The sequence below is a fragment of the Streptomyces sp. NRRL F-6676 genome, assembly GCF_000725625.1.
GTDB lineage: Bacteria > Actinomycetota > Actinomycetes > Streptomycetales > Streptomycetaceae > Streptomyces.
The window spans coordinates 1-22,239 of the sequence record NZ_JOHS01000068.1; the positions used below are offsets into that span (position 1 = coordinate 1).

Consider the following 22,239-nt stretch of genomic DNA (forward strand, 5'->3'; position numbering starts at 1 on the left):
GTGGTGCGGGGGGTGGGGGTGCGCGTGGGGGGTTTCGCCCCCGCCGCCCCTTCCCTTTCCCGACCTCCGGGGGCTTTGCCCCCGGGCCCCCTGGGTGCGTTGTCGGGTGCGGGCGGGTGGGGGTTGGTCGCGCAGTTCCCCGCGCCCCTTTGGGGAGGTTGGGGTGTGCGGTCGGGTGCGGGTGCGTTGGGGCTGGTCGCGCGGTTCCCCGCGCCCCTTTGGGGAGGCTGGGGTGTGTGGTGGGGTGCGGGTGCGTTGGGGTTGGTCGCGCGGTTCCCCGCGCCCCTGGGGGCTCTGCGGGCCCCCTCGGGGCGCTCGGGGGGTGGGGTGGGAGGCATGGTGTGTGTCTCCTTGGGTCAGTAGTACGTGCGGCGGGTGCGGCGGCGCCACCGGAGCACGGCCGTGGCGACGAGGAGGAAGCCGGCGGCGCCCGCCGCCGCGGACGTCACGATGAGCGTCGTGTGCGAGTCGCCGTTCACACCGCTCGCGTCGAGCGCGTCGCCGAGCTGGTTGCGGACGTTGTTGCCGTCCGTCTTCGCGGTCGTGCCGCGGGAACCGGCCGTCGGTTCGGCCAGGTACGGGAAGGACGCGCCGAACTTCTTGTCGTTGGCGTCGACCGCGTCGCCGAGGTCGTTCTTGGCGCCGACCAGCTCGCCCTCCACCACCTGCAACGCCTCGTCGACCACGTCGTCGGTCAGCCGGCGGCCGTTGGGGAAGCCCGCGTTGTCGCCGTCGAGCACGCCCAGCCGCTTGGGGTCGGCGGCCGGTTCGACGGACGTGTTGAGGCGCAGCTCCTCCGCCGGCCGCACCGACGGCGGCTGGTTGAGGCCCTTGACGCCCTTCAGGAAGACGTCGACGAGGTCGTCGCGCGGCTCGTCCGGCGCGTCGATCTTGTAGATCGCCTCGATGAGCTTCGGCAGCTCGGGGTTGGTCACGTTCTTGAGGAACTGCGCGTCGTCCCAGGGGGCCGACGCGTTGAACCTGTCCTTGTCCTTCTGCGGGTTGACGACCTCGTTGACGAGCGGGTTGCCCAGCCGGGAGACCTGCGTCCAGTGGCCGCGCGCGTCCTTGCGCTGGGTCGTCGACCAGATGCCGACCACCGGCTGGTCCTTCGACTCGGTGATCATGTCGGTCGGCACCTGGAGGGCTATGGAGTTGACGTTGTAGCCCTTGAGCGTGTCCCGGCCCACCTCGGAGAGGTCACCGCCGTACAGCAGGTCGAAGACGCGCAGGTCCAGGAAGAACGGGTCGTCGGCCTGGCCGGCGAAGGTCGTCGAGCCGTTGGACAGCTTGTACACGGCCTGGTCGCGCAGCTTGCCGTAGTCCGGCATGGACGCCTTGCCGACGTCGGACGGGGCCACCGGCACGTCGTCCGCGAGCTTCGTCTTCGTCACCAGGCGCTGCTTGCGCAGCTTGATGAGGTCGATGTCGTACGTCTGCGTGATGTTCAGATCCGGGTCGTCCAGGCTGTCGACGGGTCCCGTGTTGTAGAGGAAGGTGTCCTTGTTCTTCGTGTGCGTGCGGAACGTGTACCGGAAGATCAGCTCGCTCTGCGCGTCACCGTTGTTGTCGACGTGGAGGTCGTACTGCGCGTCCTCCGCGAACGTGTAGAAGTTGGGTCCGCCGGCCGGTTCCTGGAACGGGATCCAGTTGGCCACGAGCGTGGTCGTGTCCGGCTTGTCCGGGCTGACGAACGCGTAGACGTCGGTGTTGTCGTACTGCGGCTGCCCCGAGATCAGCGGGGCCTCCCGGTGGCTGGAGGCGGCGGCCGACCCCGGTTCCAGCACGGCCACACCGGCCGCCGCGAGTCCTCCGGCGGCCAGCGTGCCGCAGAGCAGGGTGGCGAGGCTCCTGCGCGCCGTGCCCTTGGCGGAGAGGGGGGTCACACGGTCCCCGCCCAGCGGGCCAGTCGTTCGGCCGTGCGTGCGTTCGTCCATCTGTCCGTCCATCCGTCCATCCGTCCATCGGTCCGTGCGTTCGGCTGTGCCGCCGGGCCGCCTGACTGTCGACCGGGCATTCGGAGAAGTCGCCGGGGCGGATTGGTCGGAGCGGAAAACTTCCTACGGGCCGTCAGGGGACGTGGCGGCGGCCGTCACGCCGACCGTCGCACCGCCGTCGTATTCGTCGCCGTCCGACCCGCGTTTTCGGGCCGTCGATCCGTAATCCCGTCCGAGGACGTGATCGCTCCGAACGACCAGTGAGGCCGCGCGACCCCGCGCCGTGGCCGGAGAGGGGGGTACGAGTGGAGGCGGAGGAACTCCTGGCACTCGTGGCCGGAGGCGACCAGAAGGCCTTCGAGGAGTTGTACGGCATGGTCTCCGGGCCGGTGTTCGGCCTGGTGCGCCGTATCGTGCGGGACCCGGCGCAGTCCGAGGAGGTGGCCCAGGAGGTGCTGCTCGAACTGTGGCGCTCGGCGCCCCGGTTCGACCCGGACCGCGGCAGCGCCCTGTCGTGGATCCTCACCGTCGCCCACCGCCGCGCCGTCGACCGGGTGCGCAGCGCCCGCGCGGCCGGCGAACGCGAGGAGCGCGAGGCCCGCCGCGCCCACCACCCCGCCTTCGACCAGGTCGCGGAGGAGGTGGAGGCGGGGCTCGAACGGGAGTGGGTGCGCCGCTGTCTGGACCGGCTCACCGCGCTCCAGCGGCAGTCCGTCACCCTCGCCTACTACGACGGCTACACCTACCGTGAGGTGGCCGAGCGGCTCTCGCTGCCGCTCGGCACCGTCAAGACCCGGATGCGCGACGGACTGACCCGGCTGCGCCACTGCCTGGGAGGTGCGGCATGAGCCCCTTCGACCGGCTGTTCGGCCGTGCCGACCTTCACTCGCTCGCCGCGCCCTACGCCCTGGACGCCCTCGAACCCGACGAACGCCGCCGCTTCGAACGGCATCTGCGCCGCTGCGGCCGCTGCGCCGCCGAGGTGCGCGCGCTCTCCGAGGACGCCGTCCGGCTCGCCTGGTCCACCAGCGCCCCGGCCCCGCCCGCGCTGCGCGACCGGGTCCTCGCCGCCGTCCGCACCACCCCGCAGGACCCCGCCCCCGGCCGGGACGCGCCCCGCGCCCGGGAGCCGCATCTGCCGCCGCACGTGTGGGGCACCGCCCCGCCACCGGCCCGGGCCCGCGCGCCCCGGCTGCGCCCCCTGTTCGCTCCGCTGGCCACCGCGACCGCCGCCGCGGCGCTGGTCGTCGCCGCGCTGTTCGCGGTGCAGGCCACGCGGACCCAGGACACACTGGACGCCGAGCGCGCCCAGGCACGTGAGATCGCCCACGTTCTCGCCGCCCCCGACGCCCGGGCCGCCGCCGACCGGGACGCCAGGGGACGGGGACTGTCCGTGATCGCCTCCGTGTCGGAGGGGCGCGCGGTGGTCACCCTCAGCGGTGTGGGCGCGCTGCCGGACACCCGCGTGCACCAACTGTGGCTCATGCGCCCCGGCGCGCAACCGCGCTCCCTCGGCCTGTTCCACGGCGACACGCCCTTGGTCGCCGAAGGGCTGGTCAGGTCGGCGACGTCACTGGCCGTCACCGTGGAGCCCGACGGGGGGTCGGTGCGGCCGACCAGCGCGCCCGTCGTCCAACTCGGCCTGGATCCTGTTGGATTCGGAGAGTAGTCGAATAACTGTCAACGCCCTTACGGGGAAGGTGAATCCTGCGACCGTGATACGCGAGTGCCCCGGGGGAGCGATAGGGTTACCCTGCCCGGGCCGGGTGGATACGTACGGGTGGGGAGTGACATGGATCAGATAACGATGCGCAGCAGGGCCAGGGTCCCTGCGATCACCTGCGGGAGCAGCGCGAGCAGTACGCGCCTCGACCGCCACCTCTCGGTGCTCGGGGGCCCCGCCCTGCCGCAGCGCGAGACGGCGGAGGCGACGTCCCTGATGCGGGAGATAACGGCACGTGACGTGCCGCACGGACGCAGTGACCGGGGGGCGCGGGTCCGCCGGGTCTCGCTGTTCGCACCGCTGCGCCGGCTGCGGCGGTCGCTGTTCGGAGGACGGTGAGCGGGGGAGCGCTGAACGTGCGGGTGCCGTCGGTCTGACCTGACGGTGCCGCCCCTGGCGGACGCGCCCCACCCGGCCCGCCCGCCGACCCGGCCACGGCTCCTCCCGTCTCGCTCGTCCGCCCGGGGGCCCCGCTCCCGGCCCCTCCCGCAGCCCGGCTCCTCAGCGGTCCGCGCCGCTCGCGAACCGTCGCACCGCGAGCGGGACCGACACCGCCAGCAGCACCGCGCACCACCCCAGCGCCCCCGGCACCGGATGCGCCACCGGCCAGGCCGCTCCCGCCGCCGCCCCCGTACCGCCGCACAGCTCGCGCACGGCCGCCGTGACGGCGCTGATCGGGTTCCATTCCGCCACGGTCCGCAGCCATCCCGGCAGCCCGTCCGTCGGGATGTACGCGTTCGACAGCAGCGGCAGCACGAACGTCGCCCCGCCCAGCTGCCCCGCCGCCTCCTCGCTCCGCGTCAGCAGCCCCAGCCAGATCCCCACCCACGTGCAGGCGAACCGGAACAGCAGCAACAGCCCGACCGCCGCCGCCACTTCGAGCACCGAGCCCTCGACGCGCCAGCCGACCGCGAGCCCGACGAGCAGCAGCGGCACCGTCCCGAACGCCGTCACCACCAGGTCGGCCACCGCCTGCCCCAGCGGCACCGCCGCCCTGCTGACCGGCAGCGTCCGCAGCCGGTCGGTCACGCCCCGGTGGGTGTCCTGCGCGGCCTGGAACATGCCGGTCATCACGCCGCCCGCCGCCGTCGCCACCAGCAGCCCCGGCACCAGGAAGGACCGGTACTCCCGCCCGGGCAGGGCGACGGCGCTGCCGAAGACGTAGCCGAAGAAGAGGAGCATCATCACCGGCATCGTCTGGCTGAGGACCGCGAGCCCCGGGTTGTTGCGGACCCGGCGCAGCTGTCGGCCGACCATCGCGGCACCGTCGTACGTCAACGCGCTCACGCGGCACGCTCCTTCTCGTCGTCGTGGCTGGGCAGGCCGGTACGGCGGCTGTCGCCCGTCAGCCGCAGGAACACGTCGTCCAGGGTCGGCGGGCGCAGCGTCACATCGAGCAACGGCACTGTCGCCGCGTCCAGTTCGCGCACCAGGCGGGGCAGGGTGAGGGTCGTGTCGGTGGTGGCCGCGCCCACGGTGCGGCGGTCGTGGTCCAGCACGGGCCGGGTCCCGGTGAGGCGGTCCAGTACGGCGGCCGCGCCCGCGAGCCCGTCGGTGTGCGCGACGGTCACCTCGGCGTAGGCGCCGATCAGGGCCTTCAGCTCGGCGGGCGAGCCGGTGTGCGCCACCCGTCCGCGATCCATCAGGACGATGTCGTCGGCGAGCCGGTCCGCCTCCTCCAGGTACTGCGTGGTGAGCAGCACCGTCGTCCCCGCGTCCCGCAGCTCCCGTACGGCCTCCTGGATGCGGTTGCGGCTGGCCGGGTCGAGTCCGGTGGTCGGTTCGTCGAGGAACAGCACGGCAGGCCGGCGGAGCAGACTCGCGGCCAGATCGAGACGGCGCCGCATGCCGCCCGAGTAGGTCGACGCCGGCCGGTCGGCGGCCTCGGTCAGACCGAACCGGTCGAGCAGCTCACCGGCTCGCCCCGCCGCGTCCGGCACCCGGTGCAGCCGCGCGAACAGCCGCAGGTTCTGCCGCCCGGTGAGGTCCCCGTCGACCGAGGTCTCCTGCCCGGTGACGCCGATCCGGCGGCGTACGGCCGCGGCCTCCCGCACCGGATCGTGCCCCGCCACCCGGGCCGACCCCGCGTCCGGGCGGAGCAGCGTGGTCAGCAGCCGTACGGCCGTGGTCTTGCCGGCCCCGTTGGGCCCGAGAAGTCCGCAGACGGTGCCCTCCGGCACCGCCAGATCGAGCCCGCGCACGGCACGGACCTCGCCGAACCGTCGTTCCAGACCCTCACTAAGTACAGCGTACGTAGTAGTCATGGAGTGACCATAGCGCACTGCGTACGGTGTACGTAACTACGATGATGGGTGAGGTGATGACCCATGGCGGGCCGAGCGGCCGAACCCGAAGTGATCTGGGCGCGTCCCGAGCGCGCGGGGCGGGGCCCGAAACCCGCGTACACCCGGGCCGGCATCGCGGCCGCCGCGGTGCGCCTCGCCGACGCCCGGGGCCTGGACGCGGTCTCCATGCGGCACGTGGCGGCCGAGCTGGGCTGCGGCACCATGTCGCTCTACAACTACGTCCCGCGCAAGGAGGACCTGTACGAGCTGATGGTCGATGCCGTCAGCGGGGAGCACGAGCTGTGGGAACCGTCGGGGGACTGGCGGGCCGACATGTTGCGGGCCGCCCGGCAGACCCGGGACCTCATGCACCGCCACCCGTGGCTGCCGCGCCTGATGTCCGGCGTGCACGCCCTCAGCCCGAACGTGCTGCGGTTCGCCGAGCACTGCCTGGCCTGCCTCGACCCGCTGGACGTGCCCGACGGCACCAAGATGGAGCTGTTCGCCATGCTCAACGGCGTGGTGACGATCTACGTCTCCAGCGAACTGGCCGCCGCCGAGCGGGTGCGGGAGCTGCCCTGGACACAGGAGGCGGAGCTCGCGGCCCGCGCCGCCTATCTGGGCGGGGAGCTGGCGGGCGGGGCCTATCCGAGGGTGGCCGCGGCCGTCGCGGCGGGCGCCGGGGAGGCGGCCGATCCGGACGCGGTGTTCGTGCGGATGGCCGGCCGGGTGCTCGCGGGGTTCGCCGTCACAGCAGGGTGAACTGCCCCTCCGGACCCTCCTCCTGGTGGTCCAGGACGGAGGCGGGGCGGCGGCGGGCGGCCGGTACCGGCAGGACCCCCGCCTCCCGCAGCTCGGCCGCGGTGACGGCGGATCCGTCGGGCTCTGCCGCCAACTCTTCCCGCCGCGGGCCCAGTTCGGCCAGGAGCGTCAGTACGGCGATCAGCTCCAGGAGTTCCGACGTCCAGTCCTGGGGCCAGACGGACGGGCGGATCGCCGCCAGCGTGCCGGGCTCCGGCTCCGCCGTGCGGGCCGCGAACCAGGCCTCGACGACCCGTGCGCCGGCCACCTCGAACTCCCACGCGGCGGCGGATACCGGGGAGATGCGGCCGTCGTCGAGGTGGAGTGCCTCCTCGTCGGGGTCGTAGTCCAGGTTCACCGGGCGCGGTGGCAGCGGCGCGCGGACGTACGGGCGCCGGCCGCCGGGCAGCCGGGGCCGTTCCCCGTCACGCCGCATCAGCCACAGCGTCCGGCGCCCCAACTCCACGCCCCGCTCCCACCGTTCGGGGTCGGCGGTCAGGGGGACGGTGTGGCCGCGGGGACCGTGCCGGACGACCGCCATGATCCAGGCCAGGAGCTCGGGCGGCTCGGGGGTGCGGCCGAGCCGGGTGCCCAGGTGTGCGGCGAGGCCGGGCGCGAGATTGGGCTCCGTGGCGCCGGGGCGGCGGTAGAGGGGGCGGATGCGGGCGGTGCGGGGGGCGAGGAAGGGGAGGAGGGAGGTGGCGAGCAGGGGCAGCGGTGCGGGGACCGGTGCGGGGGCCGACTCCACGGTGAACACCTGGTGTTCGTCCGCCACGCGCCACAGCTCGGGGCGGGCGGCGTCGAGCAGGCGGTGGTCGGGGATCAGCCACTGCTCGTCGAACGGGGCGCGCAGGATGCGGACCGGGGTGGGGCAGGGGCTGGTGGTGTGGGCGAGGCGTTCCGTGCCGGCGGGGTGGCCGGGGAGCTGGGGGACGGCGGAGTGGGTGGTGCGGGCCCGAGTGGGCTCGAACAGGATCTCGCGATCGGGGGCTTCGGCCTTGAGAAGGGTGTCCCAACGGGTGCGGAGCGACGGGGCGTCGGGCGACAGGGGCCAGGTCCGGCCGGGCCGGGGAGGCGGGACGGACCACGGCATGAGGTCCGCGAGCAGCGGAGCGTCGGCGTCGTTCGTCACGGAGGGCATCGTACGACGGGGCGTACCGGCGGGTGTACGACACGTTTTCCTCGCCCCCGCCGCCTCTGCCGCCTCTGCCGCCCCTGCGTCAGGGCCGGCGGGGACGGAAACCCCTCCCAAGGGCCCCTACGTCGCCTCCACCGTCACCGAGAACGAGAACCGGTCCCCCCGATAGTGGATGACCGCGACATCCAGCACCCGCCCGTCCACCCCGTACGTCACCCCCGTGTAGTGCAGGATCGGACTCAGCAACGGCACCCGCAGCAGCCGAGCCGTCTCCGGGTCGGCCAGTCGCGCCTGCACCGTGTCGGTGATCCGCCCGATCTCGACGCCCACCACATCGCGCAGCACCTTCGTCATCGGCCACCGCTCCAGATCCCCCGGCGCGATCCCCGCCGCCACCTCCGCCCGGACGAAGTTCCGCGCGTGATTCGTCGGCTCGCCCGTCCCCTCGTCGCTGCGCACCCGGTGGTACGCCACCACCTCGCCGACCCCCGCGAAGTGCTCGGCGAACTCCGCCGGCACCGGCACCGCCCCGTGGCCCAGCAGCTCCGTCACCATCCCCGACTGCTGGGCGACGATCGCGTCGACCGACCCCAGCAGCCGGACCGGCGCACCCCGCCGGGCGTCCGGCTCGATGAACGTGCCGCGCCGCCGGTGCCGGCTGATCAGCCCCTCGTCCTCCAGCTCCTTGAGCGCCTGCCGCATGGTCAGCACGCTCACCCCGTAGTGGACCGCGAGCTGCTCCTCGGTGGGCAGCCGCAGCGGCGCGTCCCGCGGGCGGCCCAGGATGGACGCGCGCAGCGACTGCGAGACCTGGTACCACAGCGGCAGCTTGCGGTTCAGGACGATCGAATCCGGAGCGAAGGAGGTCACGGGCCATCCTCACCGGCGGAAAAACGTCAGTGCAAGGGGCGGAAGTGCCGTTCCAGGCCCTGCCAGACGTCGTCGTAGCGCCGTTGCAGATGGTCCGCGCCCGCCGCGTGCGGGGTGAGCGTCACCGGCCATCGCGTCTCGAACATGAACGCGAGCCCGTCGTCGATCTTCTGCGGCTTCAGCTCGGCCGCGCTCGCCCGGTCGAACGTCTCCCGGTCGGGACCGTGCGCCGACATCATGTTGTGCAGCGAGCCGCCGCCCGGCACGAACCCGCCCCTCCCGGCCGACTTGGCGTCGTACGCGCCCTCGACGAGCCCCATGTACTCGCTCATCACGTTCCGGTGGAAGTACGGCGGCCGGAACGTGTCCTCGCCCACCAGCCAGCGCGGCGCGAACACCACGAAGTCGACGCCGGCCAGACCCGGGGTGTCGGACGGGGAGGTCAGCACCGTGAAGATCGACGGGTCCGGGTGGTCGTAGGAGATGCTGCCGATGACGTTGAAGCGGCGCAGGTCGTAGACGTAGGGCACGTGGTTGCCGTGCCAGGCGACCACGTCGAGCGGCGAGTGGTCGTACGTGGCGGTCCAGAGGTTGCCGCAGAACTTGTTCACCACCTCCACCGGCCCCTCGGTGTCCTCGTACGCCGCCACGGGCGCCCGGAAGTCCCGCGCGTTGGCGAGGCCGTTGGCGCCGATCGGGCCGAGGTCGGGCAGCCGGAAGGGGGCGCCGTAGTTCTCGCAGACGTAGCCGCGCGCGGAGCCGGCCGGCCCGGCCCCCGCCGCCCCGCCACCCGCGTCGCCCCCGTCCAGCAGCTCCACCCGGAAGCGCACCCCGCGCGGGATCAGCGCCATGTGGCCGGGCGCCGCGTGCAGCGCGCCGAACTCGGTGTGCAGCAGCAGTCCGCCGCGCTCCGGGACGATCAGCAGCTCGCCGTCCGCGTCGCTGAACACCCGCTCCATGGACGCGTTGGCATGGTAGAGGTGCACGGCCATGCCGGTGCGCCGGGTGGCGTCGCCGTTGCCGCCCAGGGTCCACAGGCCCGCGAGGAAGTCCGTGCCCGGGGCCGGCTCGGGCATCGGGTCCCAGCGCAGCCGGTTGGGGTCCGGGACGGTCTCGGTGAACGGGGCGGTGCTCAGGGCGCCGTTGTCCGTGCGGCGGAAGGCGGGGTGCGCGGCCGAGGGGCGGATGCGGTACAGCCAGGAGCGGCGGTTGTGCGCCCTCGGCTCGGTGAACGCCGTACCGCTCAACTGCTCCGCGTACAGCCCGAGCGGGGCCCGCTGCGGCGCGTTGCGCCCCTCGGGCAGGGCGCCCGGCACCGCCTCGGAACTGTGCTCGTTGCCGAAGCCGTGCAGATAGGTCAGTCCTTCGGCACGCTTCCTCGCGTCCCCGGTCATGCGCGCTCCCTCGTTCCTGGGCCCTGGGTCCCGGCCCGCGAACTCGCCCCGGGCCCGGTCCCGGCCCTCCGCGATTCCTATGCCTCACCGTAGGAATGAGGGCCCGGGTCCGCAAGAGGGAGGAGCCCGGCGTCTGTCCCGAGGATGAGGGGACCGGCCAAGAACCAGTCACGGGGACGATCCGATGTGTCGCAGAAATGTTCTACGCTCGCCGACATGTCGTGGACGCGCGGACTGCTCGCGGCGCTCGCGGTGTGCGCCCTGCTCGGCGGTTCGGCCGGCTGTGGCGCCGGTGACGCGCGCGGGCAGCACAACGGGAGCAACGAGAGCTCGCCCTCGCCGGTGGGCAAGGTGCTGGACCACACCGACGAGAAGGGCAGGCACTACCGTGAGGTGGACAGGAAGAACGCACCCGAGGTGGGTGTCGAGGTGCGGCCGGACTCCGACGAGGACAGCTGGACGGTCCGGCTGACCCTGCACCACTTCCGCCTCTCGCCCTCCGGCACCCGCCCGGTGGCCGTCGCCGGGCGCGGCCTCGTCCGGCTCTATCTCGACGGTCGGCTGCTGGCCCGGCTGCGCACCACCCAGTACCGGCTCTCCGCCGAGCTCGCGCGCGGCACGCACCACGTCACCGCGCGGCTCTACGCCGACGACGGCACCCTCTGGGCGGTCGACGGCGAACCGGTGGAGCGCACGGCGGACATCACCGCCTCCGGCGACGGCACGGAACCGCCCTCGACGGAATCGGCGTCGCCCACGGCGAGCGGTGCGACGGGCAGGACCGCCGTGGACGGCGGGCGCGACGTCACCGCGCGCGGTGCGGACACGCCCGTTCCCGTGAGCGGACGGCGTTCCGCCGTTCGGACGGACGGGGGAGGTCCACCGGCCCCCGTCGGAAAGGCGTGATGATGCCCGTGCCCCACCCGACCTCGCTGCGCCGCGCACCGGTCCAGCGACGCAGCGCCGAACGGCTCACCCGGATCCTGGACGCCTGCGCCGACCTCCTCGACGAGGTGGGCTACGACGACCTGAGCACCCGGGCGGTCGCCGCCCGGGCCGGCGTCCCCATCGGCTCCGTGTACCGCTTCTTCGGCAACAAGCGCGCGATGGCCGACGCGCTGGGCGAACGCAACCTCGAGCGGTACACCGAGCGGGTCACCCGCCGGCTGGAGGAGACGGCGGGCGAGGGCGGCTGGCGTGCGGCGGTGGACGCGGTGCTGGACGAGTACCTCGACATGAAGCGCACCGCCCCCGGCTTCTCCCTCGTCGACTTCGGCAACCAGATACCCATCGGCACCCGGCACGCCGAGCCCAACCACCGGGTCGCCGACCGGCTGGCGGAACTGCTCTCCGGGTACCTCGGCCGGGGCCCGGACGAGGAGTTGCGGCGCACAGTCCTGGTCGCCGTCGAGACCGCCGACACGCTCGTCCACCTCGCCTTCCGGGTCTCCCCGGAGGGGGACGAACGGATCATCGAGGAGATGCGGGAGCTGCTGCGGGCGTATCTGTCGCGTTCGCTGGACTGAACGCGGGCCCGTGCACGTCACCGGGCCTCACCGCGCGGCCGCGCGGGACGCCCCGGATGGGCCGCTCGGGCGAACTCCGCGCCGCGGCCCGCGTGGCATGCCGCGCGGCGGCTCCGTCCTGTGAAAGAGAGTCAGGTGAACGAGCGATTTGTATGAAAATCGTCTGACTCGGAGGAGCGCGCATGCCTACCAGGACACCCCCACGCACCCTCGCCTCCCGCGTCGGCGCCACCGTCGCGGTCACGGCCCTCACCGCCTCCGGCGCGGTCTGGCTCGCCGGCCCCGCCGCGGCCGTCGGCGAGGGCGGTGACATCAAGGTCCACCGGGAGGGCGTGCCGTACACCGTGTCCAAGGAGGACCCGGTGGTGTGCAAGTTCTACCTGGACGCCACCAACTTCGACTCCGCGACCACCGTCGCGTACACCATCACCCCGCAGCCCCCGCTGCCCACCAGCGCCGTCGTCAGCGGCAGCATCACGCTGGCCGCCGGTGCCGGCCACACCGACGTGCTGGGTCTGGCCGACGGCCAGTACAAGATCACCTGGGTGCCGAACGTCCCCGCCGTGCCGCCCGTCCCGCCGCCCGGCACCAAGGAGAAGGTCTTCCGCGTCAACTGCCACGACGAGAAGCACGACGAGAAGAAGGACGGCAACGAGAAGGCGGACGACCAGGGCCGCGAGTCGACGACCATCGGCCACGACAACGGCGAGGGCCCCAAGGGCGGCGTCCACGCGGGCGGCGGCGGCCTCGCCCGCGCCACCGAGGCGTTCTCGCCCGCCACCGCGACCGCGGCCGTCGGCCTCGTCGTGCTCAGCGGATTCGCCTACGTCCGCCTCATCCGCCGGCGTGCCGCCTAGGGTCTGTCGCGAAAGTCCCGCCTGCCTCGCGACGCCATGCACGCACTCTCGCCGCACCGGGCCCAGACCCGAGTACGTCCAGTACGAGGGTCGGGGCCCGGCACGCCGAGAGCACGCACCTGACGCCGCGAGGCCCGCCCTCCGGGCGGACGACGGGACTTTCGCCACAGACCCTCGCCGCCGACGCAAGCCGTGGCGCCGGACCCGTGCCTACCGCCTCGCCAGGACGGCCGTTCTCGCGGTCGTCCTGGTGACGGTGGTCGTACGGTGCGGGGAGGGGCACCGCGAGCGGCATCCCGAAGCGCGTTCCGCGGCGGCGCACTCCGGCGCGGCGGGGGCGCCGTCGGCCGGCTCCGGCGCGCGCGGCGGCCCGGGGGCGCGCCCCTCGCCGAGCGCCGACCCCACGCCCCCGCCCCGGCCGCTGCCCCCCTCCAGGGCGACCGCCGTCCGCATCCCCGACCTGGGGGTCGACGCGCCGATCGTCCCGGTCCGGCTCGACGCCCACCGGCAGCTCGGCACCCCGCCCGTCGACAAGCCCAAGCTCATCGGCTGGTACGCGGACGGCCCCACCCCCGGTGAGACCGGCACCGCCGTCGCCGTCGGCCACCGCGACACCCGCACCGGCCCCGCCGTCTTCGCCGCGCTCGGCCAGCTCGACCCCGGCGACCACATCGAGGCCCGCCGCGCCGACGGCCGTACCGCCGTCTACACCGTCGACCGGGTGCGGACCTTCGACAAGGACCACTTCCCCGACAAGGAGGTGTACGGCACCAGCGACCGCCCCGAGCTGCGCGTCCTCACCTGCGGCGGGCTCTACCGCAGCAGGACGGGGTACACCAGCAACATCGTCGTCTTCGCCCACCTCACCGCCACGCGCGGACCGTGAGGCACCCCGGGCGCCGCCCCGGAGCCGTCGGCCGTCCCCGGATCCCGTGACCCAGGACCCCTGGCGCAGGACACCCCTGGCGCCGGAAAACTAACACCGCTAGTTTGGGATTCCTGCGGTTCCGGTTCCGCGACGCCGCCGGCTCGGGGCCCGGACCCCGACGCCGTACCGCCCGGGAGGAAGACGATGAAGGCACACGACGGCATCTACGTGGACGGCGCCTGGCGCCCCGCCGCCGGGCCCGGCACGATCGAGGTGGTGAACCCGGCCGACGAGCAGTTCATCGCCCGCGTCCCGGCCGGCACCGCCGAGGACGTCGACGCCGCCGTGCGCGCCGCCCGTGCCGCGCTGCCCGGCTGGGCGGCGACGGCGCCCGCCGAGCGGGCCGCCCGGCTGGCCGCCCTGCGCGACCGGCTGGCGGCCCGCGCGGAGGAGATCGCGGAGACGGTCACCGCCGAACTGGGCGCCCCGCCCAAGGTCGCCCAGAGCGTGCACGCGGGCCTGCCCGTCCTCGTCGCCGGTTCCTACGCCGAACTGGCCGCCACCTACGCCTTCGAGGAGAGGCTCGGCAACTCGACCGTGCTGCACGAGCCGGTCGGCGTCGTCGGCGCCATCACGCCGTGGAACTACCCGCTGCACCAGATCGTCGCCAAGGTCGCCCCGGCGCTCGCGGCCGGCTGCGCGGTGGTGCTCAAGCCCGCCGAGGACACCCCGCTCACCGCGCAGCTGTTCGCCGAGGCGGTCGATGAGGCGGGCCTTCCGGCCGGGGTCTTCAACCTGGTCACGGGGCTCGGCCCGGTCGCCGGACAGGCGCTGGCCGAGCACCCCGGCGTCGACATGGTCTCCTTCACCGGCTCCACCGCCGTCGGCCGCCGTATCGGCGCGGCCGCGGGCGCGGCGGTGAAGCGGGTCGCTCTGGAACTCGGCGGCAAGTCCGCCAACGTCATCCTGCCGAGCGCCGACCTCGCCCGCGCGGTCAACGTGGGCGTCGCCAACGTGATGTCCAACTCCGGCCAGACGTGCAGCGCGTGGACCCGGATGCTGGTCCACCGCGACCACTACGACGAGGCGGTGGAACTGGCCGCCGCCGCTGCCGCCAAGTACGGCGAGCGCATCGGACCGCTGGTCAACGCGGCGCAGCGGGACCGGGTGCGCGGCTACATCGAGAAGGGCGTCGCCGAGGGCGCCCGCCTGGTGGCCGGCGGCCCCGACGCCCCGCGCGAGAAGGGCTACTACGTCAGTCCCACCGTCTTCGCCGACGTGCGCCCGGAGATGACGATCGCCCAGGAGGAGATCTTCGGCCCGGTGCTGTGCGTCCTGCGCTACGAGGACACCGAGGACGCGCTGCGGATGGCCAACGGCACGGAGTACGGGCTGGCCGGTGCGGTCTGGGCGGGCGACGAGGCGGAGGCGGTGGCCTTCGCCCGGGGCCTGGAGACCGGCCAGGTGGACATCAACGGCGGCCGGTTCAACCCGCTGGCGCCCTTCGGCGGCTACAAGCGGTCCGGGGTGGGCCGGGAACTGGGCCCGCACGGACTGGCGGAGTATGTGCAGACGAAGTCCTTCCAGTTCTGCGGGGCAGTTCCGAGGGGGAATTCCGAGCGGGTGCCGGGCACTTCTCGGCCCTGACCGTTCTGACTGTTCTGACCGCTTCTGGCCTTTTCTGATCGTCACGTTTCGAGGGAGCCGAACGACCATGGCCGTACGTGCCGCCGTCCTGCCCGCTCTGGGCGCTCCGCTGGAGCTCGCCGAGATCGATCTGCCCGACCCCGGGCCCGGCCAGGTCCGCATCCGGCTCGCCGCCGTCGGGGTCTGCCACTCCGATCTGTCCCTGTCCGACGGGACGATGCGGGTGCCGCTGCCGGCGGTGCTCGGGCACGAGGGGGCGGGCACGGTGGTCGCCGTGGGGGAGGGCGTCACGCATATCGCGCCGGGCGCCGGTGCGGTACTCAACTGGGCTCCCTCCTGCGGGAGTTGCCACGCCTGCGAACTGGGCGAGGTGTGGCTGTGCGCCAATGCCCTGAACGGTGCGGGGGAGGTGTACGCCCGTACGGCGGACGGCACGGAGCTGCATCCCGGGCTGAACGTCGCCGCGTTCGCGGAGGAGACGGTGGTCTCCGCGGGCTGCGTGCTGCCCGCGCCGGACGGGGTGCCACTCGCGGATGCGGCGCTGCTGGGGTGCGCGGTGCTCACCGGGTACGGCGCGGTGCGCCATGCGGCGGGGGTGCGGCCGGGGGAGACGGTCGCGGTGTTCGGCGTGGGCGGGGTGGGGCTGGCGGCGCTCCAGGCGGCGCGGATCGCCGGGGCCGGGCGGATCGTGGCGGTCGACGTCTCACCGGAGAAGGAGCCGCTGGCGCGGCGCGCCGGAGCGACGGACTACGTGGTGGCCTCCGCCACGACGGCCCGGGAGATCCGGGGGCTGACGGGGCGGCAGGGTGTCGACGTGGCCGTGGAGTGTGTGGGGCGGGCGGTGACCATCCGGACGGCGTGGGAGTCCACGCGGCGCGGCGGGCGGACGGTGGTGGTCGGGATCGGCGGCAAGGAGGAAGAGGTCACGTTCAACGCGTTGGAACTCTTTCACTGGGGCCGCTCCCTGTCGGGCTGCGTCTACGGCAACTGCGACCCGGCCCGTGACCTCCCGGTGCTCGCGGACCACGTCCGCGAGGGGCGCCTGGACCTGGGGCTCCTGGTGACGGAACGGATCGCCCTGGACGGCATCCCGGGCGCGTTCGAGAACATGCGGGCGGGGAGGGGCGCGAGGGCGCTGGTGACGTTCTGAGCGGGCGGGTGCCGGCCGGCGATTCCTGGGGCGTTTCCCTTCGCCCCCGCCGCCCCTGTCCGCGTCGTGGCCGGTCGCGCGGTTCCCCGCGCCCTGAAGGCGGTGGGGCGCTTCCCGCTGCCAAGGGGCACGGGGAACCGCGCGGGCGCGTACCCGGTCGTCAGACGACGATGACCCGGCGCCCGCGGGTGTGACCTGCCTGGCTGTCGCGGTGCGCCGCGGCCGCCCCGGTGAGCGGGTACGACTTCTCGACCGGGATGTGCAGCGTCCCCCGGGCGAGGAGGCGGACGGTCTCGGCGAGCGCCTCGGTCACGCTCCCGGCCACGTTGGAGAATCGCGCGCCGAACTCCGGTGCGGCGAGATCGGCGATGGAGACCACCTTCCGCGGGTCCCCGGTCAGTTCGACGAGTTCGCGGATCACGCCCGAGCCGGCCAGATCGAGGGCGGCGTCGACGCGTCCGAGCCGGCGCACCCGCTCGACCCAGCCCTCGCCGTACGTGGTGGCGGCGGCGCCCAGGCCGCGCAGATAGTCCTGGTTCGTGGCCCCGGCCGTGCCGATCACGGCGATGCCACGGTCGCGGGCGACCTGGAGCACCGCCGAGCCGACTCCTCCGGACGCCCCGCTGACCAGCAGCGTCCGGCCGGGCCGCACTCCGACCTCGCGGATGACGCGCAGCGCGGTCTCCATCACGGAGGGGTACCCGGCCGCCTCCTCGAACGTCAGGTTCCCGGGCATACGGGCCCAGGCCGACAGCACGGCGAACTCGGCATAGGTGCTCGTGCCCTCGCCGAACACGCGGTCGCCGATCTCGACCCCTTCGACGCCCTCGCCGACCTCGTCCACCACTCCGGCGGCGTCCAGCCCGATCCCCGCGGGCAGCGCGATCGGTCGGACCTTCCGCATCTGGCCTTCGCGGATTCTCCAGTCGACGGGGTTCACACCCGCCGCTCGTACGGCGATGCGTATGTGGCCGGGGCCCGCGTGGGGTTCCTCGGCGTCGATGAGGCGCAACACGTCAGGACCGCCGAACTCGGCGAAGCTCACTTTCTTCATGCGTCCGACCTTAGCCCTAACGGTTAGGTTTTTGAAACCGTTAGTGTTTCGCACCTGATAGTGTCAGGGCATGACCGTGCCGCCCGGACGCCGTGAACGCAAGAAGGCCGCGACCCGCCAGAAGATCGCCGACGCGGCGCTGCGGCTCTTCCTGGAGCGCGGGTACGACGCGGTGGGCATCCGGGACGTGGCCGCCGAGGCCGACGTGGCGGTCACCACGCTCTTCGCCCACTTCGCCTCGAAAGAGGCCCTGGTGTTCGAACAGGACGAGGATTTCGAGCACCGTTTCCAGCAGGCGGTCACCGGCCGGGCGCCGCACGAACCGCTCGTCCCCGCACTGCGCCGAGAGGTCAAGGCCCTGGTGCGACATTGCGCGGAGGACGGCGCCTCCCCGGTCTGGCGCATGATCGACGCCACCCCCGCCCTGCGGGAGTACGAGGAGTCGATGCGGCTGCGCCATGCGAAGACGCTGGCCACCGCCATCGCCGAAGACCTCGGTCTGCCGCCGGACACCACGGCCTGCCGGGCGATCGCCAGATTCGTGGTCGACGCCCATGGACTGGCCCGGGAGTCGGCCGATCCGCAGGCCGCGGTGGACGAGATCTTCGAGATGATCGAGGCGGCCTGGGCGGCCGTCCGTCCCGCCGGTAACTCCGGTGTCGCGGCCGGATCGTGAAGGGAGCCGGTCCGCTCGGCGGGATCGCCCGGCGGCCGTAGGCCGGGACGGCGCGGCGGTGGCGGCCTGCGGATGTGACGGTTCCGCGTCGGGTCAGGACGCCCGGCCGTCCGCCCGGCGCACCTCCTCGAACCGCACTTCCAACCCGTCCAGCAACGCCCGCAATCCCGTCTCGAACGCCCGCTCGTCGATCTCCTCCTGGCGCCCGGCCAGCCGATGCGCCTGCCCGAGGTGGGGATAGTCCGCCGGATCGTAGGCCGCCTCGTCGTTCACGAACCCCCCGGCGAACGACCCCAGCGCGGACCCCATCACGAAGTACCGCATCAACGCCCCCACGGAAGTCGCCTGCGCGGCAGGCCACCCCGCGTCCACCATCGCCCCGTACACCGCGTCCGCCAGCCGCAACGCCGCCGGCCGCCTCCCCGGCCCGTGCGCCAGCACCGGCACCACGTTCGGATGCGCCCGCAACGCCGCCCGGTAGGACACCGCCCAGTCGTGCAACGCCGTCCGCCACTCCCGCGTGTCCCACCCCTCCTCGAACATCGACAGATCGACCTGCGCGCTCACCGAGTCGGCGACCGCCTCCAGGATCTCGTCCTTCGTACGGAAGTGGTTGTAGAGCGACGGCCCGCTCACCCCCAGCTCGGCCGCGAGCCGGCGCGTGGAGACGGCCGCGAGCCCCTCCGCGTCCACGAGCGCACGCGCCGTCTCGACGATGCGGTCGGTGCTGAGCAGGGGCTTGCGCGGTCGGGCCATGGCGCACATAGTAGGGCTGCGCCTATAAACTAGCAGTGCTAATTAAATCCCCGAGGTGACCCGCCATGAACCTGGAGCTCAGCGAGGAACAGGCCGCCGTCCGCCGGCTGGCCAGGGACTTCGTCGAGGGCGAGATCGCACCGCACGCCGTCGCCTGGGACCGCGCGGAGGAGGTCGACCGGGGCATCGTGAAGAAGCTCGGCGAGGTCGGCTTCCTCGGCCTGACCCTCGACGAGGAGTACGGCGGCTCCGGCGGCGACCACCTCGCGTACTGCCTGGTCACCGAGGAGCTCGGCCGCGGCGACTCCTCCGTGCGCGGCATCGTCTCCGTCTCCCTGGGCCTCGTCGCCAAGACGATCGCCGCGTGGGGGAGCGAGGAGCAGAAGCGGCGGTGGCTGCCGGGGCTCACCTCCGGCGAGTACGTCGGCTCCTTCGGCCTCACCGAACCGGGCACCGGCTCCGACGCCGGCAACCTCACCACCCGCGCGGTCCGGGACGGCGAGGACTACGTCCTCAACGGCACCAAGATGTTCATCACCAACGGCACCTGGGCCGACGTCGTCCTGCTCTTCGCCCGCTCCACCGACGCCCCCGGCCACAAGGGCGTCACCGCCTTCCTCGTCCCCGCCGACAGCCCCGGCCTGACCCGCCGCACCCTCCACGGCAAGCTCGGCCTGCGCGGCCAGGCCACCGCCGAACTGGTCTTCGAGGACGTCCGGGTCCCCGCCGCCGCGATGCTGGGCCCTGAGGGCAAGGGCTTCTCCGTCGCCATGTCCGCGCTCGCCAAGGGCCGGATGTCGGTCGCGGCCGGCTGCGTCGGCATCGCCCAGGCCGCCCTGGACGCGGCCGTCCGCTACGCGGGCGAGCGCGAGCAGTTCGGCAGCCCCATCGCCCGGCACCAGCTGGTGCAGGAGCTGATCAGCGACATCGCCGTCGACGTGGACGCCGCCCGGCTGCTCACCTGGCGGGTCGCCGACCTGATCGACCGCGGGCGGCCCTTCGCCACCGAGGCGTCCAAGGCCAAGCTCTTCGCCTCCGAGGCCGCCGTCCGCGCCGCCAACAACGCCCTCCAGGTCTTCGGCGGTTACGGCTACATCGACGAGTACCCTGCGGGCAAACTGCTGCGCGACGCCCGCGTGATGACCCTCTACGAGGGCACCAGCCAGATCCAGAAGCTGCTCATCGGCCGTGCGCTGACCGGAGTCTCGGCGTTCTGAGCGCCCGGGGGCGCGCACGCGTCTGAGTACCCGGGTCCCCGGCGACTGAGTACGACGGCGGATGTGGCGCGGGCCACGTCCGCCGATCCTGATCGCATGAGTGACACACCGGTCAAGCAGCAGAACACCGCCGCCTTCTACGGCCAGGCCGCCGCCTCCTTCGTCGTCGCGCTGGTCGCGACCGCCGTCGGCATCTACCACCTCCAGGCCGACGCCTGGGTCCGTGCCTTCCTCGCCGTCGCCGTGCTGTACCTGGTGACCTCCGCCTTCACCCTCGCCAAGGTCATCCGCGACCGCCAGGAGGCCGGGCAGATCGTCAGCCGTGTCGACCAGGCGAGACTGGAGAAGCTGCTCGCCGAACACGACCCGTTCGAAAAGCTCTGAATCCGCCGCGCCCGCCCCCGGGCCGCTGAGCGGGCACGCTAAGCGCCCGCTCAGCATCGGCGGTATGGTGGTGCACCTGTCGGTGGAGAGGGGCACGAGCGATGAGTACGGCGCAGGAGACGGTCGGCGGCGAGAGCGAGCCGTGGGTGGAGGTCACCCCGGACGCGGCCCGGCGGCTGCTGGTGGCGGCCGTGGACGCCTTCGCCGAGCGCGGCTACCACGCGACGACCACCCGTGACATCGCGAGCCGCGCCGGCATGAGCCCGGCCGCGCTCTACATCCACTACAAGACCAAGGAAGAGCTGCTCCAGCGCATCAGCCGGATCGGCCACGAGAAGGTCCTGGAGATCCTGCGCACGGCGGCCGGTGCCGAGGGCAGCGCCACCGAGCGGCTCGCCGACGCCGTCAGCTCCTTCGTACGGTGGCACGCCGGCCGGCGCACCACCGCGCGGGTCGTGCAGTACGAGCTGGACGCGCTCGGCCCCGAGGCGCGCGCCGAGATCGTCGCGCTGCGCCGCCAGGTCGACGCGGAGGTGCGGGGCATCATCGAGGACGGGGTGGCGTCCGGCGAGTTCGACGTGCTCGACGTGCGCGGCACCACGCTCGCCGTCCTCTCGCTCTGTGTCGACGTCGCCCGCTGGTTCAACATCGACGGTTCCCGCACCCCCGAGGAGATCGGCACGCTCTACGCCGACCTCGTGCTGCGGATGGTGGCCGCGAAGTAGCACCGGGCGCGGCCGCCGGTCAGAGGTAGTACCGGGACACCGACTCCGCGACGCACACCGGCTTGTCGCCGCCCTCGCGCTCCACGGTGAACGCGACGGTGACCTGCACGCCGCCGGGCACGTCGTCGGCGCCGGTGATCCTCGCTGTCGCGCGGAGCCGGGAGCCGACGGGGACGGGGGAGGGGAAACGCACCTTGTTCGTCCCGTAGTTGACGCCCATCTTCACGCCCTCGACACCGAGGAGCTGCGGCCCGAACAGCGGCAGCAGCGACAGGGTCAGATACCCGTGCGCGATGGTCGTCCCGAAGGGCCCGGAGGCGGCCTTCTCGGGGTCCACGTGGATCCACTGATGGTCCCCGGTCGCCTCGGCGAACAGATCGATCCGCTTCTGGTCGACCTCCACCCAGTCGCTGTACCCCAACTGCTCCCCGACGGCGGCCTTCAGCGCTTCCACAGAAGCGAAGACCCTCGGCTCTGCCATGTCCGACCTCCCGCATCACACCACGACGTGCCTAAGCGACTGCTTAGCATGGTCGGCCGGAGAGTCGATGTCAACGAGGTCATGCGCTTGGCGTCCTGGCCGGGGGCGCGCCCGTGAGCAAGGCGCACCCCCACAAGACCTACGCCGACACCAGCAACCGCTCGCGCCGCGCGTGCCCCACCGCCTCATCGGTGAGTACCGGCAGAGGCACCACGATGCCGCACGACACACACACCGGCCCCGACGACGGCTCGTGCGCGAGGTCCCACCGCCACACCAGCCGCTCCCCACCGCACACCGGGCAGCAAGACCCCGGCTCCCGCTCCAGCGCCGCGATCAACCGCCGCAGCACCTCCGCCATCGGGCCACGGGGGTGGACCCGGGGATCGTCGCACCACGCCACTCCGAAGCCGCCCCACGTCAGCCGGTGCCAGTCGTCCACACTGCCCGGCCTGCGCAGCCCGTCGTGCTTCTCCTTCCTGCGGCGCTCGGCGAACTCGGCCTCGTAGGCGAGCCACACGGAACGGGCCTCCTCCAGCTCCTCCAGCGCGGCCACGAGCCGCACCGGGTCGGGGGAGCGGTCCTCGGGGCCGAAGCCGGCCCGGGAGCACAGGTGGTCCCAGGTCGCCCGGTGCCCGTAAGGGGCGAACCGCTCAAGGCACTTGCGCAGCGAGTAGCGCCGCAGTGCCAGATCGCACCTCGGATCCCGCACCTGTCTCGCCAGACTCCGGAAACCCGCCATCGTCCTGC

Annotated in this window: 24 protein-coding genes; 14 read left to right on the forward strand and 10 right to left on the reverse strand. The window is 73.2% G+C overall.

Annotated elements, in window-relative coordinates; genetic code table 11:
- Positions 1–356 precede the first annotated feature (356 nt).
- Entirely contained in the window at positions 357–1,886 is a 1,530-nt protein-coding gene (locus tag IO29_RS28190; RefSeq protein WP_030379413.1) for a DUF4331 domain-containing protein, read from the reverse strand.
- A 356-nt stretch (positions 1,887–2,242) separates the two neighbouring features.
- Here IO29_RS28190 and IO29_RS28195 point away from each other — a divergent pair, with 356 nt between their 5' ends.
- The 3 genes from IO29_RS28195 (at position 2,243) to IO29_RS28205 (ending at position 3,999) form a co-directional block, all read left to right on the forward strand.
- Entirely contained in the window at positions 2,243–2,785 is a 543-nt protein-coding gene (locus tag IO29_RS28195; protein WP_030379414.1) for a sigma-70 family RNA polymerase sigma factor, read from the forward strand.
- Entirely contained in the window at positions 2,782–3,606 is an 825-nt protein-coding gene (locus IO29_RS28200; protein ID WP_030379415.1) for an anti-sigma factor, read from the forward strand. Before IO29_RS28195 ends, IO29_RS28200 begins: the two co-directional genes overlap by 4 nt.
- Before the next feature lie 123 nt (positions 3,607–3,729).
- A complete protein-coding gene (locus IO29_RS28205; RefSeq protein WP_030379416.1) occupies positions 3,730–3,999 on the forward strand; it encodes a hypothetical protein in 270 nt (89 codons plus the stop codon).
- Between the two features lie 162 nt (positions 4,000–4,161).
- Here IO29_RS28205 and IO29_RS28210 read toward each other — a convergent pair whose 3' ends face one another.
- Positions 4,162–4,917 carry an ABC transporter permease gene (locus IO29_RS28210; protein ID WP_078618240.1) on the reverse strand — a complete coding sequence of 252 codons (756 nt, stop codon included), beginning with the start codon at positions 4,915–4,917 and terminating at the stop codon, positions 4,162–4,164.
- 26 nt (positions 4,918–4,943) lie between these two features.
- Positions 4,944–5,924, reverse strand: coding sequence for a daunorubicin resistance protein DrrA family ABC transporter ATP-binding protein (locus tag IO29_RS28215; RefSeq protein ID WP_030379418.1), 981 nt, complete (start codon positions 5,922–5,924; stop codon positions 4,944–4,946).
- A 63-nt stretch (positions 5,925–5,987) separates the two neighbouring features.
- Between IO29_RS28215 and IO29_RS28220 the strand changes: the two genes are divergently transcribed.
- The gene (locus IO29_RS28220) at positions 5,988–6,707 is read left to right on the forward strand and encodes a TetR/AcrR family transcriptional regulator (protein WP_030379419.1); all 720 of its coding nucleotides are present in this window, start codon (positions 5,988–5,990) and stop codon (positions 6,705–6,707) included.
- Here IO29_RS28220 and IO29_RS28225 read toward each other — a convergent pair.
- The 3 genes from IO29_RS28225 to hmgA all read right to left on the reverse strand — a co-directional run bounded on the left by IO29_RS28225 (position 6,694) and on the right by hmgA (position 10,148).
- Positions 6,694–7,887: a type ISP restriction/modification enzyme gene (locus IO29_RS28225; RefSeq protein WP_030379420.1), complete on the reverse strand. Its 1,194-nt coding sequence runs from the start codon at positions 7,885–7,887 to the stop codon at positions 6,694–6,696. The genes IO29_RS28220 and IO29_RS28225 overlap by 14 nt on opposite strands.
- Positions 7,888–8,004: 117 nt before the next feature.
- Positions 8,005–8,754 carry a GntR family transcriptional regulator gene (locus tag IO29_RS28230; RefSeq protein ID WP_030379421.1) on the reverse strand — a complete coding sequence of 250 codons (750 nt, stop codon included), beginning with the start codon at positions 8,752–8,754 and terminating at the stop codon, positions 8,005–8,007.
- 26 nt (positions 8,755–8,780) lie between these two features.
- On the reverse strand, positions 8,781–10,148 hold the full coding sequence (gene hmgA, locus IO29_RS28235; protein ID WP_030379422.1) for a homogentisate 1,2-dioxygenase: 1,368 nt from the start codon (positions 10,146–10,148) through the stop codon (positions 8,781–8,783).
- Positions 10,149–10,364: 216 nt separating this feature from the next.
- Here hmgA and IO29_RS28240 point away from each other — a divergent pair, with 216 nt between their 5' ends.
- The 6 genes from IO29_RS28240 to IO29_RS28265 all read left to right on the forward strand — a co-directional run bounded on the left by IO29_RS28240 (position 10,365) and on the right by IO29_RS28265 (position 16,196).
- The gene (locus IO29_RS28240; protein ID WP_030379423.1) at positions 10,365–11,054 is read left to right on the forward strand and encodes a nuclear transport factor 2 family protein; all 690 of its coding nucleotides are present in this window, start codon (positions 10,365–10,367) and stop codon (positions 11,052–11,054) included.
- Positions 11,054–11,674, forward strand: a complete 621-nt coding sequence (locus tag IO29_RS28245; protein WP_030379424.1) for a TetR/AcrR family transcriptional regulator — start codon at positions 11,054–11,056, stop codon at positions 11,672–11,674. Before IO29_RS28240 ends, IO29_RS28245 begins: the two co-directional genes overlap by 1 nt.
- 182 nt (positions 11,675–11,856) lie before the next feature.
- The gene (locus tag IO29_RS28250) at positions 11,857–12,531 is read left to right on the forward strand and encodes a hypothetical protein (RefSeq protein WP_030379425.1); all 675 of its coding nucleotides are present in this window, start codon (positions 11,857–11,859) and stop codon (positions 12,529–12,531) included.
- Positions 12,532–12,781: 250 nt separating this feature from the next.
- Positions 12,782–13,417 (forward strand): class F sortase, encoded by a 636-nt coding sequence (locus IO29_RS28255; RefSeq protein ID WP_234307491.1) that lies wholly within the window; start codon positions 12,782–12,784, stop codon positions 13,415–13,417.
- 186 nt (positions 13,418–13,603) lie between these two features.
- Positions 13,604–15,046, forward strand: a complete 1,443-nt coding sequence (locus IO29_RS28260; RefSeq protein ID WP_051707967.1) for an aldehyde dehydrogenase family protein — start codon at positions 13,604–13,606, stop codon at positions 15,044–15,046.
- 67 nt (positions 15,047–15,113) lie between these two features.
- On the forward strand, positions 15,114–16,196 hold the full coding sequence (locus IO29_RS28265) for a Zn-dependent alcohol dehydrogenase (protein ID WP_030379428.1): 1,083 nt from the start codon (positions 15,114–15,116) through the stop codon (positions 16,194–16,196).
- A gap of 160 nt (positions 16,197–16,356) precedes the next feature.
- On the opposite strand, the gene IO29_RS28270 is transcribed toward IO29_RS28265, so the two are convergent.
- A complete protein-coding gene (locus IO29_RS28270) occupies positions 16,357–17,250 on the reverse strand; it encodes an NADP-dependent oxidoreductase (RefSeq protein ID WP_030379429.1) in 894 nt (297 codons plus the stop codon).
- 70 nt (positions 17,251–17,320) lie between these two features.
- On the opposite strand from IO29_RS28270, the gene IO29_RS28275 reads away from it, so the two are divergent.
- The gene (locus IO29_RS28275) at positions 17,321–17,926 is read left to right on the forward strand and encodes a TetR/AcrR family transcriptional regulator (RefSeq protein ID WP_030379430.1); all 606 of its coding nucleotides are present in this window, start codon (positions 17,321–17,323) and stop codon (positions 17,924–17,926) included.
- 93 nt (positions 17,927–18,019) lie between these two features.
- Here IO29_RS28275 and IO29_RS28280 read toward each other — a convergent pair whose 3' ends face one another.
- Positions 18,020–18,691, reverse strand: coding sequence for a TetR/AcrR family transcriptional regulator (locus IO29_RS28280; RefSeq protein WP_199806939.1), 672 nt, complete (start codon positions 18,689–18,691; stop codon positions 18,020–18,022).
- A 56-nt stretch (positions 18,692–18,747) separates the two neighbouring features.
- Here IO29_RS28280 and IO29_RS28285 point away from each other — a divergent pair, with 56 nt between their 5' ends.
- The 3 genes from IO29_RS28285 to IO29_RS28295 all read left to right on the forward strand — a co-directional run bounded on the left by IO29_RS28285 (position 18,748) and on the right by IO29_RS28295 (position 21,008).
- The gene (locus IO29_RS28285; protein WP_030379432.1) at positions 18,748–19,899 is read left to right on the forward strand and encodes an acyl-CoA dehydrogenase family protein; all 1,152 of its coding nucleotides are present in this window, start codon (positions 18,748–18,750) and stop codon (positions 19,897–19,899) included.
- 96 nt (positions 19,900–19,995) lie between these two features.
- Entirely contained in the window at positions 19,996–20,283 is a 288-nt protein-coding gene (locus IO29_RS28290) for a YiaA/YiaB family inner membrane protein (protein WP_030379433.1), read from the forward strand.
- A gap of 101 nt (positions 20,284–20,384) precedes the next feature.
- Positions 20,385–21,008 carry a TetR/AcrR family transcriptional regulator gene (locus IO29_RS28295; protein WP_030379434.1) on the forward strand — a complete coding sequence of 208 codons (624 nt, stop codon included), beginning with the start codon at positions 20,385–20,387 and terminating at the stop codon, positions 21,006–21,008.
- 19 nt (positions 21,009–21,027) lie between these two features.
- Here IO29_RS28295 and IO29_RS28300 read toward each other — a convergent pair whose 3' ends face one another.
- Together IO29_RS28300 and IO29_RS28305 are read right to left on the reverse strand one after the other, a co-directional pair.
- Entirely contained in the window at positions 21,028–21,489 is a 462-nt protein-coding gene (locus tag IO29_RS28300) for a MaoC family dehydratase (protein WP_030379435.1), read from the reverse strand.
- A gap of 139 nt (positions 21,490–21,628) precedes the next feature.
- Positions 21,629–22,231 carry a hypothetical protein gene (locus tag IO29_RS28305; protein WP_030379436.1) on the reverse strand — a complete coding sequence of 201 codons (603 nt, stop codon included), beginning with the start codon at positions 22,229–22,231 and terminating at the stop codon, positions 21,629–21,631.
- Between the last annotated feature and the right edge of the window lie 8 nt (positions 22,232–22,239).

Excerpts from the sequence above, each read along its gene's own strand:
- IO29_RS28200 (WP_030379415.1), top strand. The coding sequence starts at position 2,782 with ATGAGCCCCTTCGACCGGCTGTTCGGCCGTGCCGACCTTCACTCGCTC.
- IO29_RS28205 (WP_030379416.1), top strand. The coding sequence starts at position 3,730 with ATGGATCAGATAACGATGCGCAGCAGGGCCAGGGTCCCTGCGATCACC.
- IO29_RS28210 (WP_078618240.1), bottom strand. The coding sequence starts at position 4,917 with ATGGTCGGCCGACAGCTGCGCCGGGTCCGCAACAACCCGGGGCTCGCG.
- IO29_RS28215 (WP_030379418.1), bottom strand. The coding sequence starts at position 5,924 with ATGACTACTACGTACGCTGTACTTAGTGAGGGTCTGGAACGACGGTTC.
- IO29_RS28220 (WP_030379419.1), top strand. The coding sequence starts at position 5,988 with ATGGCGGGCCGAGCGGCCGAACCCGAAGTGATCTGGGCGCGTCCCGAG.
- IO29_RS28225 (WP_030379420.1), bottom strand. The coding sequence starts at position 7,887 with ATGCCCTCCGTGACGAACGACGCCGACGCTCCGCTGCTCGCGGACCTC.
- hmgA (WP_030379422.1), bottom strand. The coding sequence starts at position 10,148 with ATGACCGGGGACGCGAGGAAGCGTGCCGAAGGACTGACCTATCTGCAC.
- IO29_RS28240 (WP_030379423.1), top strand. The coding sequence starts at position 10,365 with ATGTCGTGGACGCGCGGACTGCTCGCGGCGCTCGCGGTGTGCGCCCTG.
- IO29_RS28245 (WP_030379424.1), top strand. The coding sequence starts at position 11,054 with ATGATGCCCGTGCCCCACCCGACCTCGCTGCGCCGCGCACCGGTCCAG.
- IO29_RS28250 (WP_030379425.1), top strand. The coding sequence starts at position 11,857 with ATGCCTACCAGGACACCCCCACGCACCCTCGCCTCCCGCGTCGGCGCC.
- IO29_RS28260 (WP_051707967.1), top strand. The coding sequence starts at position 13,604 with ATGAAGGCACACGACGGCATCTACGTGGACGGCGCCTGGCGCCCCGCC.
- IO29_RS28265 (WP_030379428.1), top strand. The coding sequence starts at position 15,114 with ATGGCCGTACGTGCCGCCGTCCTGCCCGCTCTGGGCGCTCCGCTGGAG.
- IO29_RS28270 (WP_030379429.1), bottom strand. The coding sequence starts at position 17,250 with ATGAAGAAAGTGAGCTTCGCCGAGTTCGGCGGTCCTGACGTGTTGCGC.
- IO29_RS28275 (WP_030379430.1), top strand. The coding sequence starts at position 17,321 with ATGACCGTGCCGCCCGGACGCCGTGAACGCAAGAAGGCCGCGACCCGC.
- IO29_RS28280 (WP_199806939.1), bottom strand. The coding sequence starts at position 18,691 with ATGTGCGCCATGGCCCGACCGCGCAAGCCCCTGCTCAGCACCGACCGC.
- IO29_RS28285 (WP_030379432.1), top strand. The coding sequence starts at position 18,748 with ATGAACCTGGAGCTCAGCGAGGAACAGGCCGCCGTCCGCCGGCTGGCC.
- IO29_RS28290 (WP_030379433.1), top strand. The coding sequence starts at position 19,996 with ATGAGTGACACACCGGTCAAGCAGCAGAACACCGCCGCCTTCTACGGC.
- IO29_RS28295 (WP_030379434.1), top strand. The coding sequence starts at position 20,385 with ATGAGTACGGCGCAGGAGACGGTCGGCGGCGAGAGCGAGCCGTGGGTG.
- IO29_RS28300 (WP_030379435.1), bottom strand. The coding sequence starts at position 21,489 with ATGGCAGAGCCGAGGGTCTTCGCTTCTGTGGAAGCGCTGAAGGCCGCC.
- IO29_RS28305 (WP_030379436.1), bottom strand. The coding sequence starts at position 22,231 with ATGGCGGGTTTCCGGAGTCTGGCGAGACAGGTGCGGGATCCGAGGTGC.